This window comes from Neolewinella litorea (assembly GCF_004803465.1).
GTDB lineage: Bacteria > Bacteroidota > Bacteroidia > Chitinophagales > Saprospiraceae > Neolewinella > Neolewinella litorea.
In genome coordinates this window covers 318,596-337,912 of the sequence record NZ_SRSF01000002.1, presented here as the reverse complement: position 1 = coordinate 337,912, position 19,317 = coordinate 318,596, and the positions used below count along the sequence as shown (strand labels likewise).

16 protein-coding genes are annotated in these 19,317 nt (G+C 60.9%); 4 read left to right on the top strand and 12 right to left on the bottom strand.

Features of this window, described 5'->3' with window-relative positions; translation table 11 throughout:
- Positions 1-9: 9 nt before the first annotated feature.
- The 8 genes from E4021_RS07075 to E4021_RS07040 all read right to left on the bottom strand — a co-directional run bounded on the left by E4021_RS07075 (position 10) and on the right by E4021_RS07040 (position 7,824).
- On the bottom strand, positions 10-882 hold the full coding sequence (locus E4021_RS07075) for an alpha/beta fold hydrolase (RefSeq protein WP_136457801.1): 873 nt from the start codon (positions 880-882) through the stop codon (positions 10-12).
- Positions 883-886: 4 nt separating this feature from the next.
- The gene (locus E4021_RS07070) at positions 887-1,453 is read right to left on the bottom strand and encodes a redoxin domain-containing protein (RefSeq protein ID WP_211096983.1); all 567 of its coding nucleotides are present in this window, start codon (positions 1,451-1,453) and stop codon (positions 887-889) included.
- A 69-nt stretch (positions 1,454-1,522) separates the two neighbouring features.
- Positions 1,523-2,308: an oxygenase MpaB family protein gene (locus E4021_RS07065; RefSeq protein ID WP_136457800.1), complete on the bottom strand. Its 786-nt coding sequence runs from the start codon at positions 2,306-2,308 to the stop codon at positions 1,523-1,525.
- Between the two features lie 151 nt (positions 2,309-2,459).
- Positions 2,460-2,885 (bottom strand): SRPBCC domain-containing protein, encoded by a 426-nt coding sequence (locus tag E4021_RS07060; protein ID WP_136457798.1) that lies wholly within the window; start codon positions 2,883-2,885, stop codon positions 2,460-2,462.
- 88 nt (positions 2,886-2,973) lie between these two features.
- On the bottom strand, positions 2,974-5,622 hold the full coding sequence (locus E4021_RS07055; RefSeq protein WP_136457796.1) for a DUF7133 domain-containing protein: 2,649 nt from the start codon (positions 5,620-5,622) through the stop codon (positions 2,974-2,976).
- A gap of 292 nt (positions 5,623-5,914) precedes the next feature.
- On the bottom strand, positions 5,915-6,388 hold the full coding sequence (locus E4021_RS07050; protein WP_136457794.1) for an anthrone oxygenase family protein: 474 nt from the start codon (positions 6,386-6,388) through the stop codon (positions 5,915-5,917).
- A gap of 246 nt (positions 6,389-6,634) precedes the next feature.
- Positions 6,635-6,961, bottom strand: coding sequence for a hypothetical protein (locus E4021_RS07045; protein ID WP_136457792.1), 327 nt, complete (start codon positions 6,959-6,961; stop codon positions 6,635-6,637).
- Between the two features lie 71 nt (positions 6,962-7,032).
- Positions 7,033-7,824, bottom strand: a complete 792-nt coding sequence (locus tag E4021_RS07040; protein WP_136457790.1) for a nitrilase-related carbon-nitrogen hydrolase — start codon at positions 7,822-7,824, stop codon at positions 7,033-7,035.
- Between the two features lie 741 nt (positions 7,825-8,565).
- On the opposite strand from E4021_RS07040, the gene E4021_RS07035 reads away from it, so the two are divergent.
- Positions 8,566-10,455 carry an amidophosphoribosyltransferase gene (locus E4021_RS07035; protein ID WP_136457788.1) on the top strand — a complete coding sequence of 630 codons (1,890 nt, stop codon included), beginning with the start codon at positions 8,566-8,568 and terminating at the stop codon, positions 10,453-10,455.
- Here E4021_RS07035 and E4021_RS07030 read toward each other — a convergent pair.
- Positions 10,452-11,555 carry an adenylate/guanylate cyclase domain-containing protein gene (locus tag E4021_RS07030; RefSeq protein WP_136457786.1) on the bottom strand — a complete coding sequence of 368 codons (1,104 nt, stop codon included), beginning with the start codon at positions 11,553-11,555 and terminating at the stop codon, positions 10,452-10,454. The two genes, E4021_RS07035 and E4021_RS07030, sit on opposite strands and share 4 nt — an antisense overlap.
- A gap of 246 nt (positions 11,556-11,801) precedes the next feature.
- Here E4021_RS07030 and E4021_RS07025 point away from each other — a divergent pair, with 246 nt between their 5' ends.
- Both E4021_RS07025 and E4021_RS07020 read left to right on the top strand, forming a co-directional pair.
- On the top strand, positions 11,802-14,558 hold the full coding sequence (locus E4021_RS07025; protein ID WP_136457784.1) for a M16 family metallopeptidase: 2,757 nt from the start codon (positions 11,802-11,804) through the stop codon (positions 14,556-14,558).
- Between the two features lie 89 nt (positions 14,559-14,647).
- Positions 14,648-15,814, top strand: a complete 1,167-nt coding sequence (locus E4021_RS07020; RefSeq protein ID WP_136457782.1) for a PQQ-dependent sugar dehydrogenase — start codon at positions 14,648-14,650, stop codon at positions 15,812-15,814.
- Positions 15,815-16,353: 539 nt separating this feature from the next.
- Here E4021_RS07020 and E4021_RS07015 read toward each other — a convergent pair.
- The 3 genes from E4021_RS07015 to E4021_RS07005 all read right to left on the bottom strand — a co-directional run bounded on the left by E4021_RS07015 (position 16,354) and on the right by E4021_RS07005 (position 18,437).
- A complete protein-coding gene (locus E4021_RS07015; protein ID WP_136457780.1) occupies positions 16,354-17,181 on the bottom strand; it encodes a methylated-DNA--[protein]-cysteine S-methyltransferase in 828 nt (275 codons plus the stop codon).
- Between the two features lie 59 nt (positions 17,182-17,240).
- Positions 17,241-17,615, bottom strand: coding sequence for a hypothetical protein (locus E4021_RS07010; RefSeq protein ID WP_136457778.1), 375 nt, complete (start codon positions 17,613-17,615; stop codon positions 17,241-17,243).
- A 69-nt stretch (positions 17,616-17,684) separates the two neighbouring features.
- Positions 17,685-18,437, bottom strand: coding sequence for a hypothetical protein (locus tag E4021_RS07005; protein WP_211096982.1), 753 nt, complete (start codon positions 18,435-18,437; stop codon positions 17,685-17,687).
- A 69-nt stretch (positions 18,438-18,506) separates the two neighbouring features.
- Between E4021_RS07005 and E4021_RS07000 the strand changes: the two genes are divergently transcribed.
- A complete protein-coding gene (locus E4021_RS07000; RefSeq protein ID WP_136457775.1) occupies positions 18,507-19,289 on the top strand; it encodes an alpha/beta fold hydrolase in 783 nt (260 codons plus the stop codon).
- The last annotated feature ends 28 nt before the right edge of the window (positions 19,290-19,317 follow it).

Here is a 19,317-nt window from a genome sequence, read left to right as displayed (position 1 = left end):
AGCTGGGGATCAGGGTTGGATAAAAACGGCGATCTGGGCGGCGAGGGCCGTAGCCTGGTCTTCCTGCAGGAAGTGTTTTCCGGGCAGTTTATGGACGGTGGAAAGGCCCGCCACGCGTTTGATCTCCTGGCCGTAGCGGTCGAAGGTGAGGGCCGGGTCCCCACTGCCCCACACGGCCTGTATCGGGTAGGAGGCGTTGTGGACGGCCCGGTAACAGCGGTCGCGGAAGGCTTCGGAGCTGTCGAAGCTGCGCATGATCTTCAGGAAGGCGGTGCCGCCGTCGTCGCGCTTCAGCAGGTCAACGTAGGCGTTGCTTTCTTCCTTCGGGATTTGGTCGGCGTCCGCGACCCCCAGTCCCTTCCACATCAGTTGCCAGGTGAGGTGGTTGATCGTGGCCAGCTCGGCTTCGCCCGCCACGGGGATTTCGAAGGGGCGCATGGGAAGCGGCTTGCGGAAGTTAACCACGTCGATCCACGTGTTGAGGATGGTGAGCGAGCGGATCCTTGCGGGGTGGTCGGCGGCCATGGCGAAACCAACTGGCCCGCCTACGTCGTGGACTACGAGGTGAAAGCGGTCCAGCCCCAGGACTTCAGTGACGCGGGCCGAGAAGCGTGCGAGGTTGGAAAAACCGTAGTCGAAATTGGCCGGCCGGTCCGTGAAGCCCAGGCCGGGCAGGTCAAAGGAGATCCCCCGCAGGCCGTGGGCGGCTAGTCCGTCAATCACCTTGCGGTACAGAAAGGAAGAGGTGGGTACGCCGTGCAGGCAAAGCACGGGCTCGCCCTTCCCCTTGTCCAGGACAAAAGTTTGCAAGCCGTCAACGGTGATGAATTTGCCGGCGGCGCGGTGGGCTTCGAGGACATCGGCGGTGGTGCGGTGGCTCATGGGTTCAGGATTTGTAGGGGTAAAATGAGGTGCGGTCACCGCTTTCCCATTGGCGGCGGAGCGCGGGTGCCGTGATGTCCCAGTCGGGTCGGTGCGCGCGGGTTATGGACCGGAAGTCCTGCCGCAATTCCTCCGTCGTCGGGCGGCCAAAGTACCAGTAGCCGTTGTAGACCTTGTACACCTTCAGTCCGGGCTCCAGCAAGACCGTATGCGGAATCATCGGATCGTGCTTAGGGTCCGTGTATTCTTGGATGTCCAGTTCCCGCTGCAGTTGGCGATCGGGGTCGGAGAGGAACGGCCAGTGGGCGCCGAGGCGGGTGCGCCATTCCAGGCTCTGTAGTTGCGTGTCGGTGCTGATGGTGATCAGCCGGCAGTAGCCTACCTGGATCTCCGACTGCATGCTCGCCAGCCACTGGTGTTGCAGGTCTTCCTTCGGGCAGTAGCCGCCGCGGGCCAGCATCAGGGCAATGGGGTCCTGGCCCTGCAGTTTGCTGAGGCGGCGGCGGACGCCGTTTTGGTCCGGCAGTTCGTAATCGGGGAAGGTGGCGCCCGGGCGCAGGAGATCGTTCATGGTGCTGCGTTCCCTTGGCTAACCGGAGCGGGGCGAGGTATGTTGGGCGGGCTGCCGGGCGTCGGCGGGTCAAGGGGCGTGGTCCAGCGCACGGATTTCCTGCTGGTAGGCCGGGGGGAGCAGCAGGGCCTTCAGTGGGCGGTCGAGTCCGACGCGCCGACCGATCTTGTACAGGCCGAGCAGCGGTGCGATCAGGGAAAAACCGCGGAAGTGGAGTAAACGGCTTACGCGTTCCGGCACCACGAGCATCTGCGCCTCCCGCAGCAGCAGGTAACGGGGCGTACCCAGGTGCTTGCGGTATTGCCGGAACAAGTCTATCGTGTACGGCCCCCGTTCCAGGTTTTCGTTGAGGTGTCCGTGGCGCATCACTTCCCATTCGGGGTAGGTGGCGGGTAGGCCCCGCACGCCCATCCGCGTGCCCACCCGGTGGAATACCGTGAATACCTCCTCCCGTTCTTCGGGGGTCAGCTTACGCTCCAGGATCTCGTACGACCGTATGGAATAATCGATGAGCATGAAGAGGACATCCCGGTAGGCCCAGTCGGGGATCCGTGCGCCGCGTCGGCTTTCCACCCCGGCGTGGATGTGGGCCATGCTATCGATGGCGTTCAGAGCATCCCTGCGTTTGGAGAAGACGATGGTCCGGGCGTAGCCAACCGTGGAGAACAGCCGGCCCATCGGATCGGCGGGCAGCCGACCCGTGAAGTAGAGCCAGTCGACGGCCTTGTTGAGCGCAAATTCCGCGGCGGCCCCCGCGAAGATGAACAGGATGGTATCGCCGTTGCCCCAGATGCGCCTTACGATCGAATCGCGGTCGACGAAGTACTGGGTGGCGGCGGCGGAGACGGATTGCATAATGCAGCTTCAGACGGATACAGAGTCATTAGGCTAACAGATAAATAAAGCCCTTTGTTTTTTAAAGCGATCATGCTTTGGATATACTGGTCCTTCCGGCGCGCGCGGGTGCATGCTCAAGAAGGAATTTCGGATCGGGGTGGGGAAAATATTACTGCCGCTCCTGCGCTTCAGCGTACTTCCGGAAATTGTCGAGGATGGACTGCCAGCCATCCTGCTGCATCTCCCGGGAATGTTCCTTTTCCGGGTCAAAGGTCACTGTGACGTCGGTCCCTGCTGAATCTTCCTGGAAGTCGACGGTCACCTGCCGGCCGTTGCTGAGGGTGTACGCGATGTGGTGTTCGGGTTCCACCTCGTTGTAGGTGCCCTCGAAGTCAAAACTCATGCTGCCGTCCTTGGCGGCCATGGTGATGCGGAACTCGCCGCCCACCCGCAGGTCGTTGACGGCGGCCGGACAGTGCCAGTCTTCGGAAGCGAAGTTCCAGTTGATCACGTGTTCCGACTCGGTGTAGTAGTGCCAGGTAGCGGACCGTGGAGCGTCCACGGTGGTGTTTACGGTAATGGGGCCTTGCGCCATGGGAAAAGGATTTGGGGTGAAACCACCTTTCGCGGCGGTGGTTCGGTGAGGGTGCGGCACCCGCGGCCGCGCCCCCTTTACTTGCGGGTTACTTCTGCTGTGCCAGGAAATTCACGAGCGAGGCCAGCTCCTCGAAGGACAGGGCGTTGGCCAGTCCCACCGGCATCATGGAGGTGGGCAGTTCCTCGCGATTGGTAATATTAGCCTTCTTCAGGGTGGTACTGTTGCCTTCCATATCGCGGATCGTGAGGGCGTCGGCCGATTCGGCGGTGATGAAGCCGACGTAGGCTTCCCCCTCCCGCGTCTCGATGAGGTAGGAAGCGAAGCCCTGGGAGATGGACGCGTTCGGCTTGAGGATGGATTCCGCTATCTGGTCGCGGGTCATGATGGAGCCGATCTGTCCCATGAAGGGGCCCTTCATCGCCTCGCCCTTATCGATGCTGTGGCAGGCATTACAGCCCTGGTCGACGAACAGTTCCTTGCCCCGGGCGGGGTCGCCCTCCAGGTCCGCGAGGGCTAGGATGACGTCTTCGATGGAGGCTTTGCCCACTTCCCCCTTTTCGTTGGCAATGGCGGCCAGGTCGACTTCGGCTTCGGTGGTGCCTTCGGCCAGTGCGTCGGTGCTGCCCAGTTCGGTGATTTCCAGGCGGTAGCGCTCGTTCAGGCGGGCGAAGAAAGATTTTTGCTCCGCGTCGGCTTTGGTGGCCTCCTGTACCAGGAATTCCCTGATCCGGGGCGAAGCTTCCCAGGTCATCCCCTTGTAGTAGGGGCCGTGGGTATCGGGGCGGGTGCTCCACCACCAGTCGCCGGCGTAGGGGGCCTCTTGGTGATACAGTCGGGCGAGCGTCTGCAGGATGTCCTTCTTCAGTTCGGGGTGATCGTGGGTTTCGTAGCCTGTGATGAGTCCCTGTACCGCGGCGGGGTCGTGGAAGTACTGCAGGGCCCACAGGGCGAGCTCGGGATTGTCGTCGATGGCCTGGACGCTTTCCTCGACCGCGCCGAGTTCTACGAGCGACCGCACGGCCAGGTGGGGCAGAATGATGGAGCTATTCGGGGTGGCGTGGGGGCCTTCCGCCTCGCCTTCGGGGGCTTTGACGGTCGCGGGCACGGTGACTTCCAGCAGGGTTTCTGCGGCTTCGAGCTTACCCAGGCGGCCCAGTCCGACGATAGCCGCCGCCTGTACCCGGGGATTCGGGTCGTGTACGGCGGTCAGGTAGGGCTCCAGGGGAACTTCGGCCAGGCAATCCTTGCGGTCGGCCATGGCCCGCAGGGCGAATTCCCGCATTTTGTCTTCCCGGCTGAGTTCTTCCAGTTTTTCGGTGCCGGTAGCGCAGGCGATCTGGGCGTAGGTGTATACGCCGGCTACCCGCGCCGCCAGGGAGAGGGAGGGGTCGCTGGCCACCGCCCAGGCGGCATCCGCGGCTTCCGCCTGGGGGCGCGTGAGCAGTTCCTGCTGGGCGTGAAAGCGGGTGACGGAATTGCCGGCCTGCAGCAGCTGCCCCAGCTGAGGTACCGTAGCCGCCTTCAGGTCGGGAAAGGGTTCGTATTTCCAGTTGGCGGGCGTGACCTTCACCACGTACCCTTTGTCCGGACTGCCGCGGTACCCAGCACCGTCCCAGGCACCGAGGAACATTCGGCCGGAGCCGTCGAGGTCGACATCCGTGATCTGGGGCAGTTCGATGAATTCCTCTTCCGCCTGCGTAAAGCTTGGTCCGTCGCGCTCGACCCGGTGGATGTAGAGCTGGTTGCGGCCCCAATCGGCCATCATTGGTACATGGTTGTAGCGGGCCGGCCAGCGGTCGTCGTCCATGAAGTAGCTGCCGGTGCCGGAGCCTCCGCCCACGTCGACTAGCGCGGGCAGGATGTCCTCGGTAAAGTGCTTGAAAAGGGTAGGGTAGCCGTACTCTCCGCTCTGCAGGTAGTGAATGAAGCGCACGTTCCAGCCGCCGCCGTCGTTGGTGTTGCCGCGGGTGAAGATGTTCATGAAGGGGTCAATGGCCACGTCGTAGATGTTGCGGGTGCCGTGGGCGTAGACTTCCAGCCCGGTGCCGTCGGGGCGCACGCGGACGATGCCGCCGCCCAGCATCGTCATTTTCTTTTCCGCGCGGTCGGTGGCGTCGTGGAAGCCGAAGTCGCCCACCGCGATGTAGATCCAGCCGTCGATGCCCATGCGGATACCGTTGGTGGCGTGGTCGGTGCCCCGCTCCTGCAGCGGGGTGGGGGAGCTCAGGTGCTTGACTAGGGGAGTGGCGGGGCCGTCGGCTACGCCGTCGTGGTCCTGGTCTTCATATACCACCAGATCCATCCCCGTAGCCACGTCGTCGTTCCCCTCGAAGGCGGTGTGGAGAACGTACACGCGGTCGCCCACCGCCATGATGCCGCGGGGGTTATCCACCTTGGTGAACTCCGTGTGCGACTCGTACTTGCCATCGTTGTCGGAGTCGACCAGACGGACGATGGCGCCAAAACCCGGCTCTTTGCCGAGCGAGCCCATCTTGTCGACGCCGACGAATACTTCTCCCGTGGGCAGCACCGCCAGGCAGGCGGGGCTGGGGACGATTTCCGGACCGGCAATGGTATCCATGACCAGGGTTACGGAGTCCGAAGAGCCCTGGGGGGAGGCGTAGTAGCCGTTCAATTCATCCAGATCGGCGGTGGCCGACGGGCGATCGGGACTGCAGGCGAACGAAAGGAACAGTAGAAGCAGGCCAGCGGCCGATAAATTCTGAAGGGGCATGAGCGAATGCAGTTTGCCCATCCGGGAACGGGCAGCGGATCAATGAAGCCCCAAGATAGTGACCCGTATAGCGCGGGAGAAATCCTCATCTCATTTAATTTGTCAACAAGACAATTATTGCTGATCCGGTCCAATCCCTTACCTCCATTGGCAATGCCGTAGGTGGTGCCAGTACCGAGCAGGGCGTACCAGGGCGGCTAGGAAAAAATCCGCTGCGATCGGGTGGAAGCACCGGATTGCGTCTATGAACATGTGTGATATTTAGGTACCGGTGACCTGCACACTGCCCGGTTCAGGTGAGCGTACGGAAATCCTCCAGGGCCAGAATAGCGGCGAGCAATCCGACGACCAGCAAGGAAACCCGCACGTACTCCAGCGACATCCAGAAGGCAGTTCTTTTTTTCAGCCGACCGGCATCAAGACTTTCCGCGGTAAAGAGGTACTTGTTGACCGGGACGAAGTAGACAACGGTAAGGATCAACACCGCCAGACCGGTGCAAAACGTGAGGGTCAGGTACCCCAGGGCCGCTCCACCGTACTCCCACGCGAACGCCAGGGCGGCCAGGGCGGCCAGCGGACACCCGATGACCAACGGAGCAAAGAACTGGCGCGGTGAACTGACCCGGTAAAAATCGCGGTAGCGCTTGACCGCGTCCGGTTCCGCCGATCGCCAGTTGGGTTGGTTGGCCCGCATGTCAAACAGATGGCCCGCCAGGTGAAAAGCAAAGAAGAGGACCGTAAGCCAGAGAATAAAAAGCGTTGTCATGATGGCGTCGCGTGAATTTTCGAGGGGCTGCAGAGTACAGGGCACGGCAACGTTGACGGAAGAAGGTGTATGAACCTACAGACTGCACACACGCTCCAAAGCAGAAGCCGTTCGCTTCCGGATTTCAAATGGAGCCGGAAGGCAATTCATAACAGACAGTAAAATAGGGTTGGGTGTGCCGGAATTGCAAACGCTCCGATTCCGCGCCAGTCAAGGTAAAATGACTCAACCGCCTTGGCGGTCCGACTAAAGAAAATCCAGCGAAAGATCAGGCGGCGAGCCGATCAGACTCCGAAAGGTGTTGTCGGCCTTGTGGCAGGTCACGGCTGCGGGCAGGTCATGGAGCGTAAAGTGGAAGGTGTTGTCTACGGTCCGGTAACGCCCCTCCACGGGTCCTGCGGAAGTGGGGATAGAAAATTCCCCGCGCCGTTCGTCGCCCATGAACGTACCCCCCTTGTTGGTAATGGCTTCGTTGAAGCGGTCGATCAGTTCTTTTACGGACTGGTGGAAGGTGATAGGAAATTCACAGGTGGTCATGACGTTGCGGATTGATCGGGTAATAATGCAGGTCATTCCGGCGGGATATGTTTGCGCTGCGGAGTGCTTTCTGAGTGGGGCGGCGGAGCGCGGGTGCCGGGGAACCACTACTTGCCGCCATACAGGTGGGGCCGTCGCTCCAGCAAAGCAGCGATGCGCTCTCGCGACCGTTGGACGGTCTCCAGGTCAATATCCGCCCGGAGCCACTCCTCCGTCGCGGCCGAGCCACGGGCCAGGATGTTACCGTTGGGGTCGATGACCATACTGTTGCCGGAGAAGGTAATGTCCGCGTCGGTGCCCACGCGACTCGCGCAGACCACGAACAGCTGGTTCTCGATCGCCCGGGCCCGTAACAGACTGGTCAGGTGCTCCACTCGCACGGCGGGCCAGGCCGTCGGCACCAGCAGCACCTGGGCGCCCCGGAGCGTCAAAGTGCGGGCCACTTCCGGGAAGCGGAGCTCGTAGCAGGTCATCACGCCGAAGTTCACGCCGCCCGAAACGAAGTACCCCAGGGAATCGCCGGGGGTGAGGTAGTGGTCCTCGTGGATGGGGGCAATGGAAACCAGGTGGGTCTTGCGGTATTTATAGATCAAGCTGCCGTCGGGGGCGATCACGGCCGCGGTGTTGAAGACATCGTTGCCGGCGCGTTCCGAGATGCCGACGACCACGGTAGCGCCGAGTCGCGCCGCCTCCCGCTTGACGCCTGCGAGGTGGTGTTCGTCCCAGGCCACCGCGTTTTCCATGATGACGTCCATGGCGTAGCCCGTGTCGCACATTTCGGGGAAGAGGATGAGGTCGATTTCCCCGGGGGCAAGCTCCGCCAGCAGGCCTTCGATCCGCTGCAGGTTGCGGTCGACGGCCCCGAGCTCAGCATTAAATTGGTGTATGGCAATGCGCATTAGGGATAAATATCTAGCAAATAACTTGGTGGGACGAAAAGGTAGTGGTTCGCGACGTCTCGGTTCCCGACGTCTCGTCGGGCCTGCGTAATGTTCGGGTGCCGCGACCGGAAGTCACGAGCCGTGTGGTTCCCGACGTCCCGTCGGGCCTGCGTAATGTTCGGGTACCGCGACCAGAGGTCACGAGCCGGGCGGTGTGGTTCCCGACGTCCCGTCGGGCTATGATAAAGCATAGGTGCCGCGACCGGAGGTCACGAGCCGCCCGGTTCCCGACGTCCCGTCGGGCCTGCGTAATGTTCGGGTACCGCGACCAGAGGTCACGAGCCGTGCGGTTCCCGACGTCCCGTCGGGCCTGGGTAAAGTTCGGATGCCGCGACCGGAGGTCACGAGCCGCCCGGCTCCCGACGTCTCGTCGGGTTTTGGAAAAGATTAGGTACCGCGACCAGAGGTCACGAGCCGTGCGGTTCCCGACGTCTCGTCGGGTTTTGGAAAAGATTAGGTACCGCGACCAGAGGTCACGAGCCGTGCGGTTCCCGACGTCCCGTCGGGTTTAGGCAGGCCTTGAAACATGTGGAACCCGAAGTTTCCTCGAGAGCGATACAGGTCTCTGCACCGTTCGGTCGGGATGGAGCGGAATTCGCGGTTCCGGACCCAGGCACCCGCGCGCCGCCGCCCGGGGTATACCCATCGTGCCCGACAAAACGTTGTACCTTTGACCCTCCCAAAAAAGGGCGCCCCCTTATGAGTGAAGCCATCCACCACGAGTGCGGTCTTGCAATGATCCGGCTCAAAAAGCCACTTGATTACTACAACAAGAAGTACGGAACGCCCCTGCACGGCCTGAAATGCCTGCAGCTGTTGATGCGCAAGATGCGCAACCGCGGACAGGACGGGGCCGGCATGGCCACCATCAAACTGGACCACCCGCCCGGCAAGAAGTTCATCAGCCGCAAGCGCTCCAACGCCTCCAACTACCTGGACGACCTCTGGAGCGGGGTCTACCGCCGCTTCGACGAGCTCACCCCCAAGCAACTGGCCAACGGACAGTGGCTCAAGGAAAACCTGCCCTACACCGGCGAACTGATGATGGGCCACCTGCGCTACGGCACCCACTCCACCAACGCCATCGAAACCTGCCACCCCTTCCTGCGGCAAAGCAACTGGAAGACCCGCTGCCTCATCATCGCCGGCAACTTCAACCTGACCAACGTCAACGAGCTCTTCCAGGAGCTGGTGGACCTCGGACAGTACCCCAAGGAAAAATCCGATACGGTGACCGTCCTCGAAAAGATCGGCCACTTCCTCGACGACGAGGTGCAGCGCATCCACACCTGGCACAAGCCCGACGGCCACACCAACATCGAAATCAACGACATCATCGCCGAGGAACTCGACGTACAGCGGCTGCTGAAGCGCGCCAGCAAGAAATTCGACGGCGGCTACGTCATGGGCGGCATGATCGGCCACGGCGACGCCTTCGTGATGCGCGACCCGGCGGGCATCCGGCCGGCCTTTTACTTCGAGGACGATGAATTCGTGGCCGTAGCTTCCGAGCGACCGGCCCTGCAGACGGTCTTCAACGTGCCCATCGCCACCATCAAGGAGGTCGAGCCCGGCCATGCCCTAATCATCAAGAAGAGCGGCAAGACCTCCATGGAGCCCTTCACCAAGCCCCTGCCCCGCGCCGCCTGCTCTTTCGAGCGGATTTACTTCAGCCGCGGCAACGACCGCGACATCTACCTGGAACGGAAGGAACTGGGCCGCCGCCTGGCCAAATCGGTCGCCAAGGCCGTGAAGTACGATTTCGACAACACCGTTTTCAGCTACGTACCCAACACCGCCGAAACCGCCTTCTACGGCATGATCGAGGGACTGGAAGACGAGCTCCGCGACTGGCGCAAGAAGGAAATGAAGCGCCGCAAAAAGGACGGCAAGAACGGCTTCGGCAAGGTGCTCAAAACGCAAGTCCGCAACGAGAAGATCGTGGTTAAGGACGGCAAGACGCGCACCTTCATCGCCGATACTTCCAGCCGCGACGACATGGTCAGCCACGTCTACGACGTCACTTACGGCATCGTGCGCGACGAAATCGATACCCTGGTACTGCTCGACGACAGCATCGTGCGCGGTACCACCATGCGCGACTCCATCATCAAGATCGTGAGCCGCCTTCGGCCCAAGCGCATCATCATCGTGTCCAGCGCCCCCCAGATCCGCTACCCCGACTGCTACGGCATCGATATGTCGAAGATGGGCGAGTTCGTGGCTTTCAAGGCCATGGAAGCCCTCCTCGAGCAAAAGGGGAAAAAGAAACTGCTCAAGCAGGTGTACAAGAAGGCCGTGGCCGAGCTCAAAAAGCCGGACAACAAGCAGAAGAACGTCGTCAAGGAACTCTACGACCAGTTCAAGTACGAGGACGTGAGCAAGAAGATCGCCCAGATCATGACGCCCAAGGGCACCAAGCCGAAGGTCGACGTCATCTACCAGACGATCGAGGACCTGCGCAAGGCCTGTCCCAACAACAACGGCGACTGGTACTTCAGCGGCAACTACCCTACGCCGGGCGGCTTCCGGGTCGTCAACAAGGCCTTCGTTAATTACATGGAAGGCAGCGGGGAGCGGGCTTACTAGGCGTCAAGGGTCGATTGGTCAACCGTAAATAGTTCGAGTTCCTCCCGTTTCCCCCGCAGTTCGTATTTGCCGACGGAGCGCGGGTGCCATCCCTTTCCCAAGGGCAATGCTTTCAGGAGGGGACGGGATATTAACAGGTCGACCCCGACGGTATTGCAGAGGGCCTGAATGCGTGCCGTAGCGTTCAGGACATCCCCCGTGAACATCACGTGCCGTTTCAGGACGCCCACCTCACCGGTAGTTACGGTACCGCAGTGCAGACCGGCTTTGAAACTGGGCTTCAAACCGAACTCTTCCAGGTACCATTCGGCACGCGCGCGCAGATCGTTTTCCAGGGCAAAAAAGCAACGCACGCAGTTGTTGTCCTCCAGCCCGTCGCGCAACTTCCACGATACAATCATCTCGTCCCCAACGTACAGGTACACCTCCCCCTCGTGGCGCACCACGGCGTCGGCCAGGTCTTCGTAGTACGTTTTGAGCAGGTCGAAGTAGCGGCGGTGGCCAAGTTGTTCGGCGATCGTAGTGGAGGACCGCATGTCAAGGAAAAGGTAGATCCGATCCTCTTCGTTGGGGTGGTGGTAAGTGCCGGTCAGGAGGTTCAGGAGGGTAGTGTGTCCGATCACCTCGCTGACCTGCGCGTACACGATGGAGAGCGCGATCACGATCGCCAGTTGCAGGACCGTATTGAGATGGACGACGCTGGTAAGGTAGCGGCCCAGCTTGCTCCACACTTCCCGATCGAAAAGCGACAGGCCCATCTCCATGGAGGCGGCCAGGGGGTAGGTGATGAGCACCACCAGATGGACGAACACCAGGTAGATCAGGAATTTGTAAATCGACTTGCGCAGGAAGGTGGTGTGGTTGAACCAGCGGCTGAAGAGGGTCAGCTCGATGTATCCGACCACCAGGCCCAGGAAGCCCATAGCGGACACCGCATAGATCAGGATGCCGAAATCGGGGAGGATGGCCGTATCGTTTTCGGGGAATTGCCCCCCGGCCGCCGACCAGTCCAGCAACAGGAAGATTATGGAGCTCAACAGCCAGATTGCCCCGAATGGCAGGATACGCGCGATCAGGTGTCGATGTTTGGCAGAAAGCATGCTGGGTGGGTGGTTCCGCGGAATGGCAGTTCAATTTAATGCATCCGGGCCGGGCGGGCAACCCGCGCCGCCTGCCTCGCGGCTTGCGAGGAAGGTCACTATTTTCCGGAGCGAGGGGTGGGGTTGCTGCGCTGGCAGCCTGAACCGAGGCGGGACCGTTGGTATACATTCTGCCCCGGTTGGTCTATAATGCGGTGAAAGCCCGTACTTTTATCGACTTCTTGTGCCCCTAACACCAATTTATATATGCAGTACCCAGGCCTTTCCTTCCTAACCCTTTGCTGTGCGCTGCTCCTTTCCCTCCCCGGGGAGCTGCTGGCCCAATCCTACGACGGCCCCGAAAAAATCACCTCCGTAGAAGGCGTCACCGAGTACCGGCTCGACAACGGGTTAACGGTGCTGCTTTTCCCCGACCAATCGGTACCCACCACTACCGTAAACGTTACCTATAAGGTCGGGTCGCGCCACGAAGCCTACGGTGAAACCGGCATGGCCCACCTCCTGGAACACCTGGTATTCAAGGGAACGCCCGACCACCCGAATATTCCCCAGGAACTTACCGAGCACGGCGCCCGGCCCAACGGTACCACCTGGTACGACCGCACGAACTACTTTGAAACGTTCTCCGCCAGCGACGAGAACCTCGAGTGGGCCCTGGATATGGAGGCCGACCGCATGGTCAACTCCTTCATTGCCAAGAAGGACCTGGAGAGTGAAATGACCGTCGTGCGGAATGAATTCGAAAGCGGGGAGAACGATCCCGGCGGCGTCCTGATGGAACGCGTGCTGAGTACCGCCTACCTCTGGCACAACTACGGCAAGTCGACCATCGGCTCGAAGGCCGACCTGGAAAACGTTCCTATCGAGCGGCTCCAGGGCTTCTACCGCAAGTATTACCAGCCCGACAATGCCGTGCTAGTGGTGGCCGGTAAATTCGAACCCGCCCGCGCCCTGGAACTCATCCAGGAGAAGTTCGGCAGTATTCCCAAGCCCGAACGGCAACTCTATCCCACCTATACCCGTGAGCCCATACAGGATGGTGAGCGCTTCGTCGAACTCAAACGAGTAGGCGACGTACAGGTAGTACAGGCCGCCTACCACATTCCGGCCGGCCCTCATCCCGATTTCGCCGCCCTTTCCGTGCTGATGAATACCCTGGTCGACGAGCCCAGCGGACTCCTCTACCAGGCCCTCGTAGAAAACGGCAATGCCAGCAGCCTTTGGGGTTTCGCGCCGGCCCTCGCCGAGCCGGGATACGCTTTCTTCAACGCCAACGTGCTGAAGGAGAACGACCTGATGGAAGTGGAAACCAAACTCAAGAATACCCTGGATAGCCTCGCCCAAAATCCCCCCAGCGAGGAGCAGGTCAAGCGCGCCAAAGACGGGATCTTGAAAAACTTTGAGCTCAACCAGCGCGACGCCAACCGCGTAGGACTGCTGATGAGCGCCTACATCGCCCAGGGCGACTGGCGACTCGGCTACATCTACCGCGACCGCGTTGAGCAGGTGACCCAGGCCGACGTGATCCGCGTCGCCCAACAGTACTTCAAGCCGCAAAACCGCACTATCGGTCGGTTCTACCCTGTAGCGCAGCCCGACCGTGCCTCAATTCCCGAAGTGAATGACCTGGAAGCCATCACCAAAGGCTACGAAGGCCGTGAGGCCATCGCTGAAGGGGAGGAGTTTGACCCTTCCTATGAGAACATCGACAGCCGCACCGTCACCGGCACGCTGGGTGACAACAACAATATCGAATACATGCTGCTGCCGAAGGAAACCCGCGGCAACAGCGTGAATGCACAGTTGCGCTTCGACCTCGGCAACCTCGAAGTCGCTACTAACCGCACCTTCGCCGCCGGCAAGATCGGCCAGATGCTGATGATGGGATCGGAGCAGTATACCCGCCAGGAGATACAGGACAAACTGGATGAACTCAAGGCGCGCGTTAACCTCTCGGGCGACGAAAGCATGGCCATCGCCTACATCGAAACCGAAAACGAGAAGCTGCCCGCCGTGATCGACCTGCTGGGTGAGATCATGCGCAACCCCACTTTCCCCCAGGAGGAGTTTGACAAAATGGTCAAGGAACAACTGGCCTCGATCGAGGAACGCCGCAGCGATCCCCAGGCCATCGTTTTCAACGAGATGCAGCGGCGCACCAGGAACTACCCCAAGGGTCACCCGAATTACGTCCCTACCTTCGACGAGCAGATCGAGGCATTGAAAAACCTCAAACTGGAGGACGTCAAGGCCTACTACGAAGAGGTGTACGGCGGCAGCAACACCATTTTCGCCGCCAGCGGTGACATGGAAGTTGAAGCCGTGAAGGAGTCGCTGGTCCGCAATTTTGGCGACTGGGAGAGCCCCGTTGAGTTCGAACGCATTGCCCGGCCCTACCAGGAGGTGAAGCCCGAAGCCGTGAAAATCGAGACGCCCGATAAGGCAAACGCCTGGTTCGTGGCGGTACAGACCATGCCCATCAGCGATGCCCACCCCGATTATCCGGCCCTCGTAATGGGTAACTACATGCTCGGCGGAGGCTTCCTGAACAGTCGCCTGGCTACCCGCATCCGGCAGCAGGACGGCCTCAGTTACGGTGTAGGCAGCCAGTTTGCCGCCAGCGCCATCGACGAGAACGGAACCTTCATGTCGTACGCGATCTACAATCCCGAAAACCGCGAGGCCCTCGAGAAAGCTTTCCGAGAAGAGATCGACCGGGCGCGTTCCGAAGGCTTCACCGCCGAGGAGCTGGCCGCGGCCAAAAGCGGCTGGAAACAGAACGCGGCCGTCAGTCGGGCCCAGGATCGTAGTATGGCGGGTACCCTGACCAACAACGCTTACCTCGACCGCACCATGCAGTGGGACAAGCAGCTGGAGGAACAGATGATGTCGCTCACCCCCGAGCAGATCAACGCCGCCATCAGCAAGTACATCGACGTCGACAAGATGGTGCTGCTCCGCGCCGGCGATTTCGCCAAAACGGAAGGAGACATCAAACCGTAACCCTTTTTCGCAAACATGCGTTACTTAGGGCGGGGCCGCGGGTGCAAAGTGCGCCGGCGGCCCCGCTTTACTTATAGTCAATTACCCCCATGCGCTACCTCTTCCTGCCGATTCTAATCTCCCTCTTCGTGGCCTGCGACCCCGCCTCCACCACTACCGAAGAAAGCACCACCGAAGGCCCCAACCGCGCGGCCGACGGCGAACCCACCATGATGCTGACGGCCGCCGGTGTGGAAGCCGAGACGGTATTCAACTTCGAGGACATCATCTGGGGCTTCACCTGGCTGCCCGACGGCAACATGGTGGCTACCGTAAAGGACGGCCGCCTCTTGCACGTGCAGGGCGATTCCGCTACGGAGGTCAGCGGGGTGCCCGAGGTTCGGGATGCCGGTCAGGGCGGATTGCTCGATGTCTTGCTCGACCAGGACTTCGCGACCAACCGTTACGTTTACCTCAGCTACAGCCGCTCGGAAGATGGTGGGGAGAAGGGCTTCACTTCCGTGGGACGTGGTACCCTCAGTGAAGACGGTACCCGACTTGAAAATTTCACCTCCCTATACGACGGTGGCCCGGCCACCGATAAGGGTCAGCACTACGGCAGCCGGATGGTCTGGGGACCGGAAGACGGATACCTCTACTTCACCATTGGCGATCGCGGCAACCGCGACGAAAACCCCCAGGACAGTACCCGCGATGGGGGCAAGGTGTACCGCATTGCTGCCGACGGCAGCATCCCATCCGATAACCCCTTCGTAGGCGCTCCCAATGCCAAGGAGGCCACCTACTCACTTGGGCACCGCAACCTGCAGGGCTTGGCCGTGCATCCCACCACAGGACAGATCTGGGAGCACGAGCACGGTCCACGGGGCGGCGACGAGGTCAACATCATTGAGGCCGGTAAAAATTACGGCTGGCCGGTGATTACCTATGGTATCAACTACGACGGTACCCAGATCACGCAGGAGGTAGGCAAGGCCGGTATGGAGCAACCCTTCCACTACTGGGTGCCCAGCATCGCGCCCAGCGGCATGGCCTTCGTAACCGGCGACCGCTACCCAGGATGGGAAGGCGACCTGCTGGTCGGCAGCCTCAAGTTCAGCTACATCAAGTTGGTTCACCTCGACGGCGATGCCGTCACCGGAGAGCAGGAACTCATCAAAAATATCGGCCGGGTTCGCGACGTCCGTATGGGCCCCGACGGATACATCTACGCCAGCGTGGAAGGTACAGGCATTGTGCGCGTGGTGCCGGCGTAGCACCGTGTAGCGTCGCCCTGAGCCGGCCCGCTGCTCCTGCACCGTAGCGTCGGCTTGAGCCGGCCTGCTGCTTGTGATAGCTGTTATTTTTTGCAGCTTGACGGCTGAAGCCATCGCTACACAAGCGGGTTGAGGGCTTTCCAGCCCGATTGACCTTCTGCGTTACCGGTTTTTGTAGCAGCTTAACGGCTGAAGCCATCGCTACATAAGTGGGCAGCCTGACGGCCCAAGCCGTCGCTACCTGCCGCACAGGCCCTGCACCGTAGCGCCGGCTTGAGCCGGCCTGCTGCTTGTGATAGCTGTTATTTTTTGCAGCTTGACGGCTGAAGCCATCGCTACACAAGCGGGTTGAGGGCTTTCCAGCCCGATTGACCTTCTGCGTTACCGGTTTTTGTAGCAGCTTGACGGCTGAAGCCATCGCTACCAAACGGGTTGAGGGCTTTCCAGCCCGATTGACTTTCGGCGTTACCGGTTTTGTAGCAGCTTGACGGTTGAAGCCATCGCTACATAAGTGGGCAGCCTGACGGCTCAAGCCATCGCTACAGGCCGCGCAATTTTTCCCAGTCGTTGATAACCTGTTTGCGGTCGGAGCCCCAGCGGTAGCCGCCCAGGCCGCCGTCGCTGCGGATCACCCGGTGGCAGGGGATCAGGTAGGCCACGGAGTTCTTGCCGATGGCGGAGCCCACCGCCCGACTGGCGGAGGGTTTGCCGACGGCCGTCGCCATCTCTGCGTAGGTAAGAAGCTTTCCGGGCGGGATGGCCAGCAGGGCGCGCCACACCTGAAGTTGAAAGGGCGTGCCGCGCAGATCAAGCCCGATCGGTCGCGCGGGACGCTCCCAGCTGGTGAAGTAAGTCTTGACCGCGGCGGTCTGTTCCCCGATACCCTCAATCAGGGTGGCACGAGGGAATGCCTCGCGCAACTTGTGGGGATCCGCCGGCCCGTCGGAAAAGGACAAACTGCAAATGCCCCGCTCGGTCTCCGCGGCCAGGGCCGTACCGAAGGGCGTGGGGAAGGAGGTATAGCGCAGGTTCAGTCCCTCCCCGCCCCGACGGTACTCGCCCGGGGTGCAAGCCAGCACCTTGACGAAGTGTTCGTGCAGGCGCGCGTTGCCGGAAAGCCCGCTGGCGTACGAGGTTTGAAGGGTAGTGCTTCCGCCCTCCAGCGCCGAGCGAGCGCGCTCGGTAGTGAGGTACTGCAGGTAGGTCTTCGGAGACACGCCAGCCCAGGTGGTGAATAGCCGCTGGAAGTGAAACTTGCTCAGTTGAACGTGTTCCGCCACGGTGGCCAGGTCTGGCTGCTCGGACTGTCGATCGCGAATGAAGCGAATGGCCCTAGCGATACGGTCGTAAGTTTCGGTATCGTACATGACGTAAAGATGCGGTGCCTACCGTGGCCGGTCAATCCGATCCTTGCGCATTCACCCCCTCACCCGAAATAGCTGCTCAGCAGAAAGGCAAAAACGATGAGCACCACGCCGCCGGCCACGAGCATGCGGACGCGCTCCATGCGCGATTGGCTGTCGCGGTGCGACTTGCGCCACTGGTTAAGGGGCGTCTTGGCCTCGTGGTTGATGCGACAGGTATAATCGTAGTGGTTGCCGCCGGTGTGATCGATGGACACCTCGCAGAGCTCCTGATCGAGAAATACGGAGTAGGTTTTGGATTCCCGTACCTCGAAGTCAATCTGCACCACGCGATCGTTGCAGTGGAGCACCACGTGATGGGTCTTGTCGCCGTGGAAAAGCCCGAGTTTGTAGCTTTCCCCTTGGTGGCCGGTAATGTTCCAGGAATACTGTGGCATAGGGGGCGGGCCGCGGTGGCGTTTCGTTCGGAAATTAAGGTACCAAAAGAAACATGGTACCCCGCCACTTTAACGTTTCTGCGCCACAAAATGCGGCCCGACAACCACTCCGGGGGGTGGTGAAAAGTCAGGCCACTTGCCAACAATCTCCCGAATGCGGAAGCGACTGAACAGCTCCTCCTTGTACCACCCGCGCCGGCGGGTCAGGGCCACCACCCGGCGATGATGCTGGCCCGCGTAGGCGAATTCGGTCATGGCGCGGCCGCTGGTCCACACGCTGAAGGTGGCCTGCATAAATACCGGATACTCGCCGATCCCCACGCTCAATCGCCGCTCCGGGTAGTCGTCCACCGAGCGACTGGTAGCGGGGACGTAGCGCCAGAAGTCGGGCAGCTTCGAGGGGTAGATGGTCGCGCGGGTGATCACCGCCACGGGTTCGTCCGGGTCGTAGCGATCCGGGTGGGGGGTAAATGGGTTGTCTCCGCCCCAGGCGCCGTGGGCCATGGTAGCCTCGAGGAAAAAGGTGATGCGCCGGTCCGACCGCCGGCTTACTTCGGCATACCACTCGTTACGACCAAAAAAATCGTCGGCTGCGGATCGGTCCTTCCACTCGCCGACCAGGGCGAAGACTCCGAAGTTGGGCAGCAGGCTGAATCCATTGCCGCCCCCACTGCCCATGAGCCGGGAAAAGGACAATCCGCTTACCTTAGCGAGACGGGATTGCCCCAGTTGCATCTGGGAAAGCGCCCAGATGCGGTTGGCGATTCCGGAGTAATGAATAAGGGTCAGGGTAGTGATGATCGCGTGCCTTTGTACAAACAAACTATACCAAGGCCAAACCGTTCAGAAGTTAATCCCCCATAATGAGGTCTAAATTGTAATTTCCCCTCCATGGATTTGAAGATGAAGAAAGAGGGCAAGTTCGACTACCTGGAAACGGGTGGCGCCGGCGAACCCCTCCTTTTGTTGCATGGACTCTTTGGGGGCCTGAGCAATTTTGGTGCGCAGATCGACGAGTTCCGCAGCCGCTTCAACGTGGTGGTGCCGACACTGCCGATTTTTTCCCTGCCGCTGCGCAAGGTCTCCCTGGCCGGACTGGTGGATCACCTGGCGGATTTTATCGACTTCAAGGGATTCTCTACCGTACACATCATGGGCAACAGCCTGGGCGGCCACGTCGGCATCCTGTATGTAATTGACCACCCCGAGCGCATTGCTTCCATCACCCTGACGGGCAGCAGCGGGCTTTTCGAAAGTGCCATGGGCAACAGCTTCCCGCCCCGGGGCAACTACGACTTCATCAAGAAGAAGGTGGAAAGCACCTTTTTTGATCCCAGCACTTCCACCCAGGAGCTTGTCGACGAGGTCTACAACACCGTCAACGACCGCAACCGAGGCATCCGCATCGTGATGACCGCCAAATCCGCCGTACGCCACAACCTGGCCCACAAGCTGCACAACGTCACGGCCCCCACGCTGTTGGTGTGGGGCAAGCAGGACACGATCACGCCCCCCTTCGTCGGGGAACAATTTCAGGAACTGATCGCGGGCTCCGAACTGCACTTCATCGACGAATGCGCCCACGCGCCAATGATGGAGCGGCCCCGGGAGTTTAACCGCATCATGGGCAACTTCCTGCAGCGCGTAACGGCCCCTCAGCCCTCGCCGGCCTGAGGAAATCCGGTTTTCGTCACCGCCAATC

What these genes read in the sequence shown, in the direction of transcription:
- E4021_RS07010 (WP_136457778.1), bottom strand. Translation starts at nt 17,615, where the DNA reads ATGCCACAGTATTCCTGGAACATTACCGGCCACCAAGGGGAAAGCTAC.
- E4021_RS07055 (WP_136457796.1), bottom strand. Translation starts at nt 5,622, where the DNA reads ATGCCCCTTCAGAATTTATCGGCCGCTGGCCTGCTTCTACTGTTCCTT.
- E4021_RS07025 (WP_136457784.1), top strand. Translation starts at nt 11,802, where the DNA reads ATGCAGTACCCAGGCCTTTCCTTCCTAACCCTTTGCTGTGCGCTGCTC.
- E4021_RS07050 (WP_136457794.1), bottom strand. Translation starts at nt 6,388, where the DNA reads ATGACAACGCTTTTTATTCTCTGGCTTACGGTCCTCTTCTTTGCTTTT.
- E4021_RS07030 (WP_136457786.1), bottom strand. Translation starts at nt 11,555, where the DNA reads ATGCTTTCTGCCAAACATCGACACCTGATCGCGCGTATCCTGCCATTC.
- E4021_RS07075 (WP_136457801.1), bottom strand. Translation starts at nt 882, where the DNA reads ATGAGCCACCGCACCACCGCCGATGTCCTCGAAGCCCACCGCGCCGCC.
- E4021_RS07045 (WP_136457792.1), bottom strand. Translation starts at nt 6,961, where the DNA reads ATGACCTGCATTATTACCCGATCAATCCGCAACGTCATGACCACCTGT.
- E4021_RS07020 (WP_136457782.1), top strand. Translation starts at nt 14,648, where the DNA reads ATGCGCTACCTCTTCCTGCCGATTCTAATCTCCCTCTTCGTGGCCTGC.
- E4021_RS07015 (WP_136457780.1), bottom strand. Translation starts at nt 17,181, where the DNA reads ATGTACGATACCGAAACTTACGACCGTATCGCTAGGGCCATTCGCTTC.
- E4021_RS07065 (WP_136457800.1), bottom strand. Translation starts at nt 2,308, where the DNA reads ATGCAATCCGTCTCCGCCGCCGCCACCCAGTACTTCGTCGACCGCGAT.
- E4021_RS07070 (WP_211096983.1), bottom strand. Translation starts at nt 1,453, where the DNA reads ATGAACGATCTCCTGCGCCCGGGCGCCACCTTCCCCGATTACGAACTG.
- E4021_RS07060 (WP_136457798.1), bottom strand. Translation starts at nt 2,885, where the DNA reads ATGGCGCAAGGCCCCATTACCGTAAACACCACCGTGGACGCTCCACGG.
- E4021_RS07040 (WP_136457790.1), bottom strand. Translation starts at nt 7,824, where the DNA reads ATGCGCATTGCCATACACCAATTTAATGCTGAGCTCGGGGCCGTCGAC.
- E4021_RS07000 (WP_136457775.1), top strand. Translation starts at nt 18,507, where the DNA reads ATGGATTTGAAGATGAAGAAAGAGGGCAAGTTCGACTACCTGGAAACG.
- E4021_RS07035 (WP_136457788.1), top strand. Translation starts at nt 8,566, where the DNA reads ATGAGTGAAGCCATCCACCACGAGTGCGGTCTTGCAATGATCCGGCTC.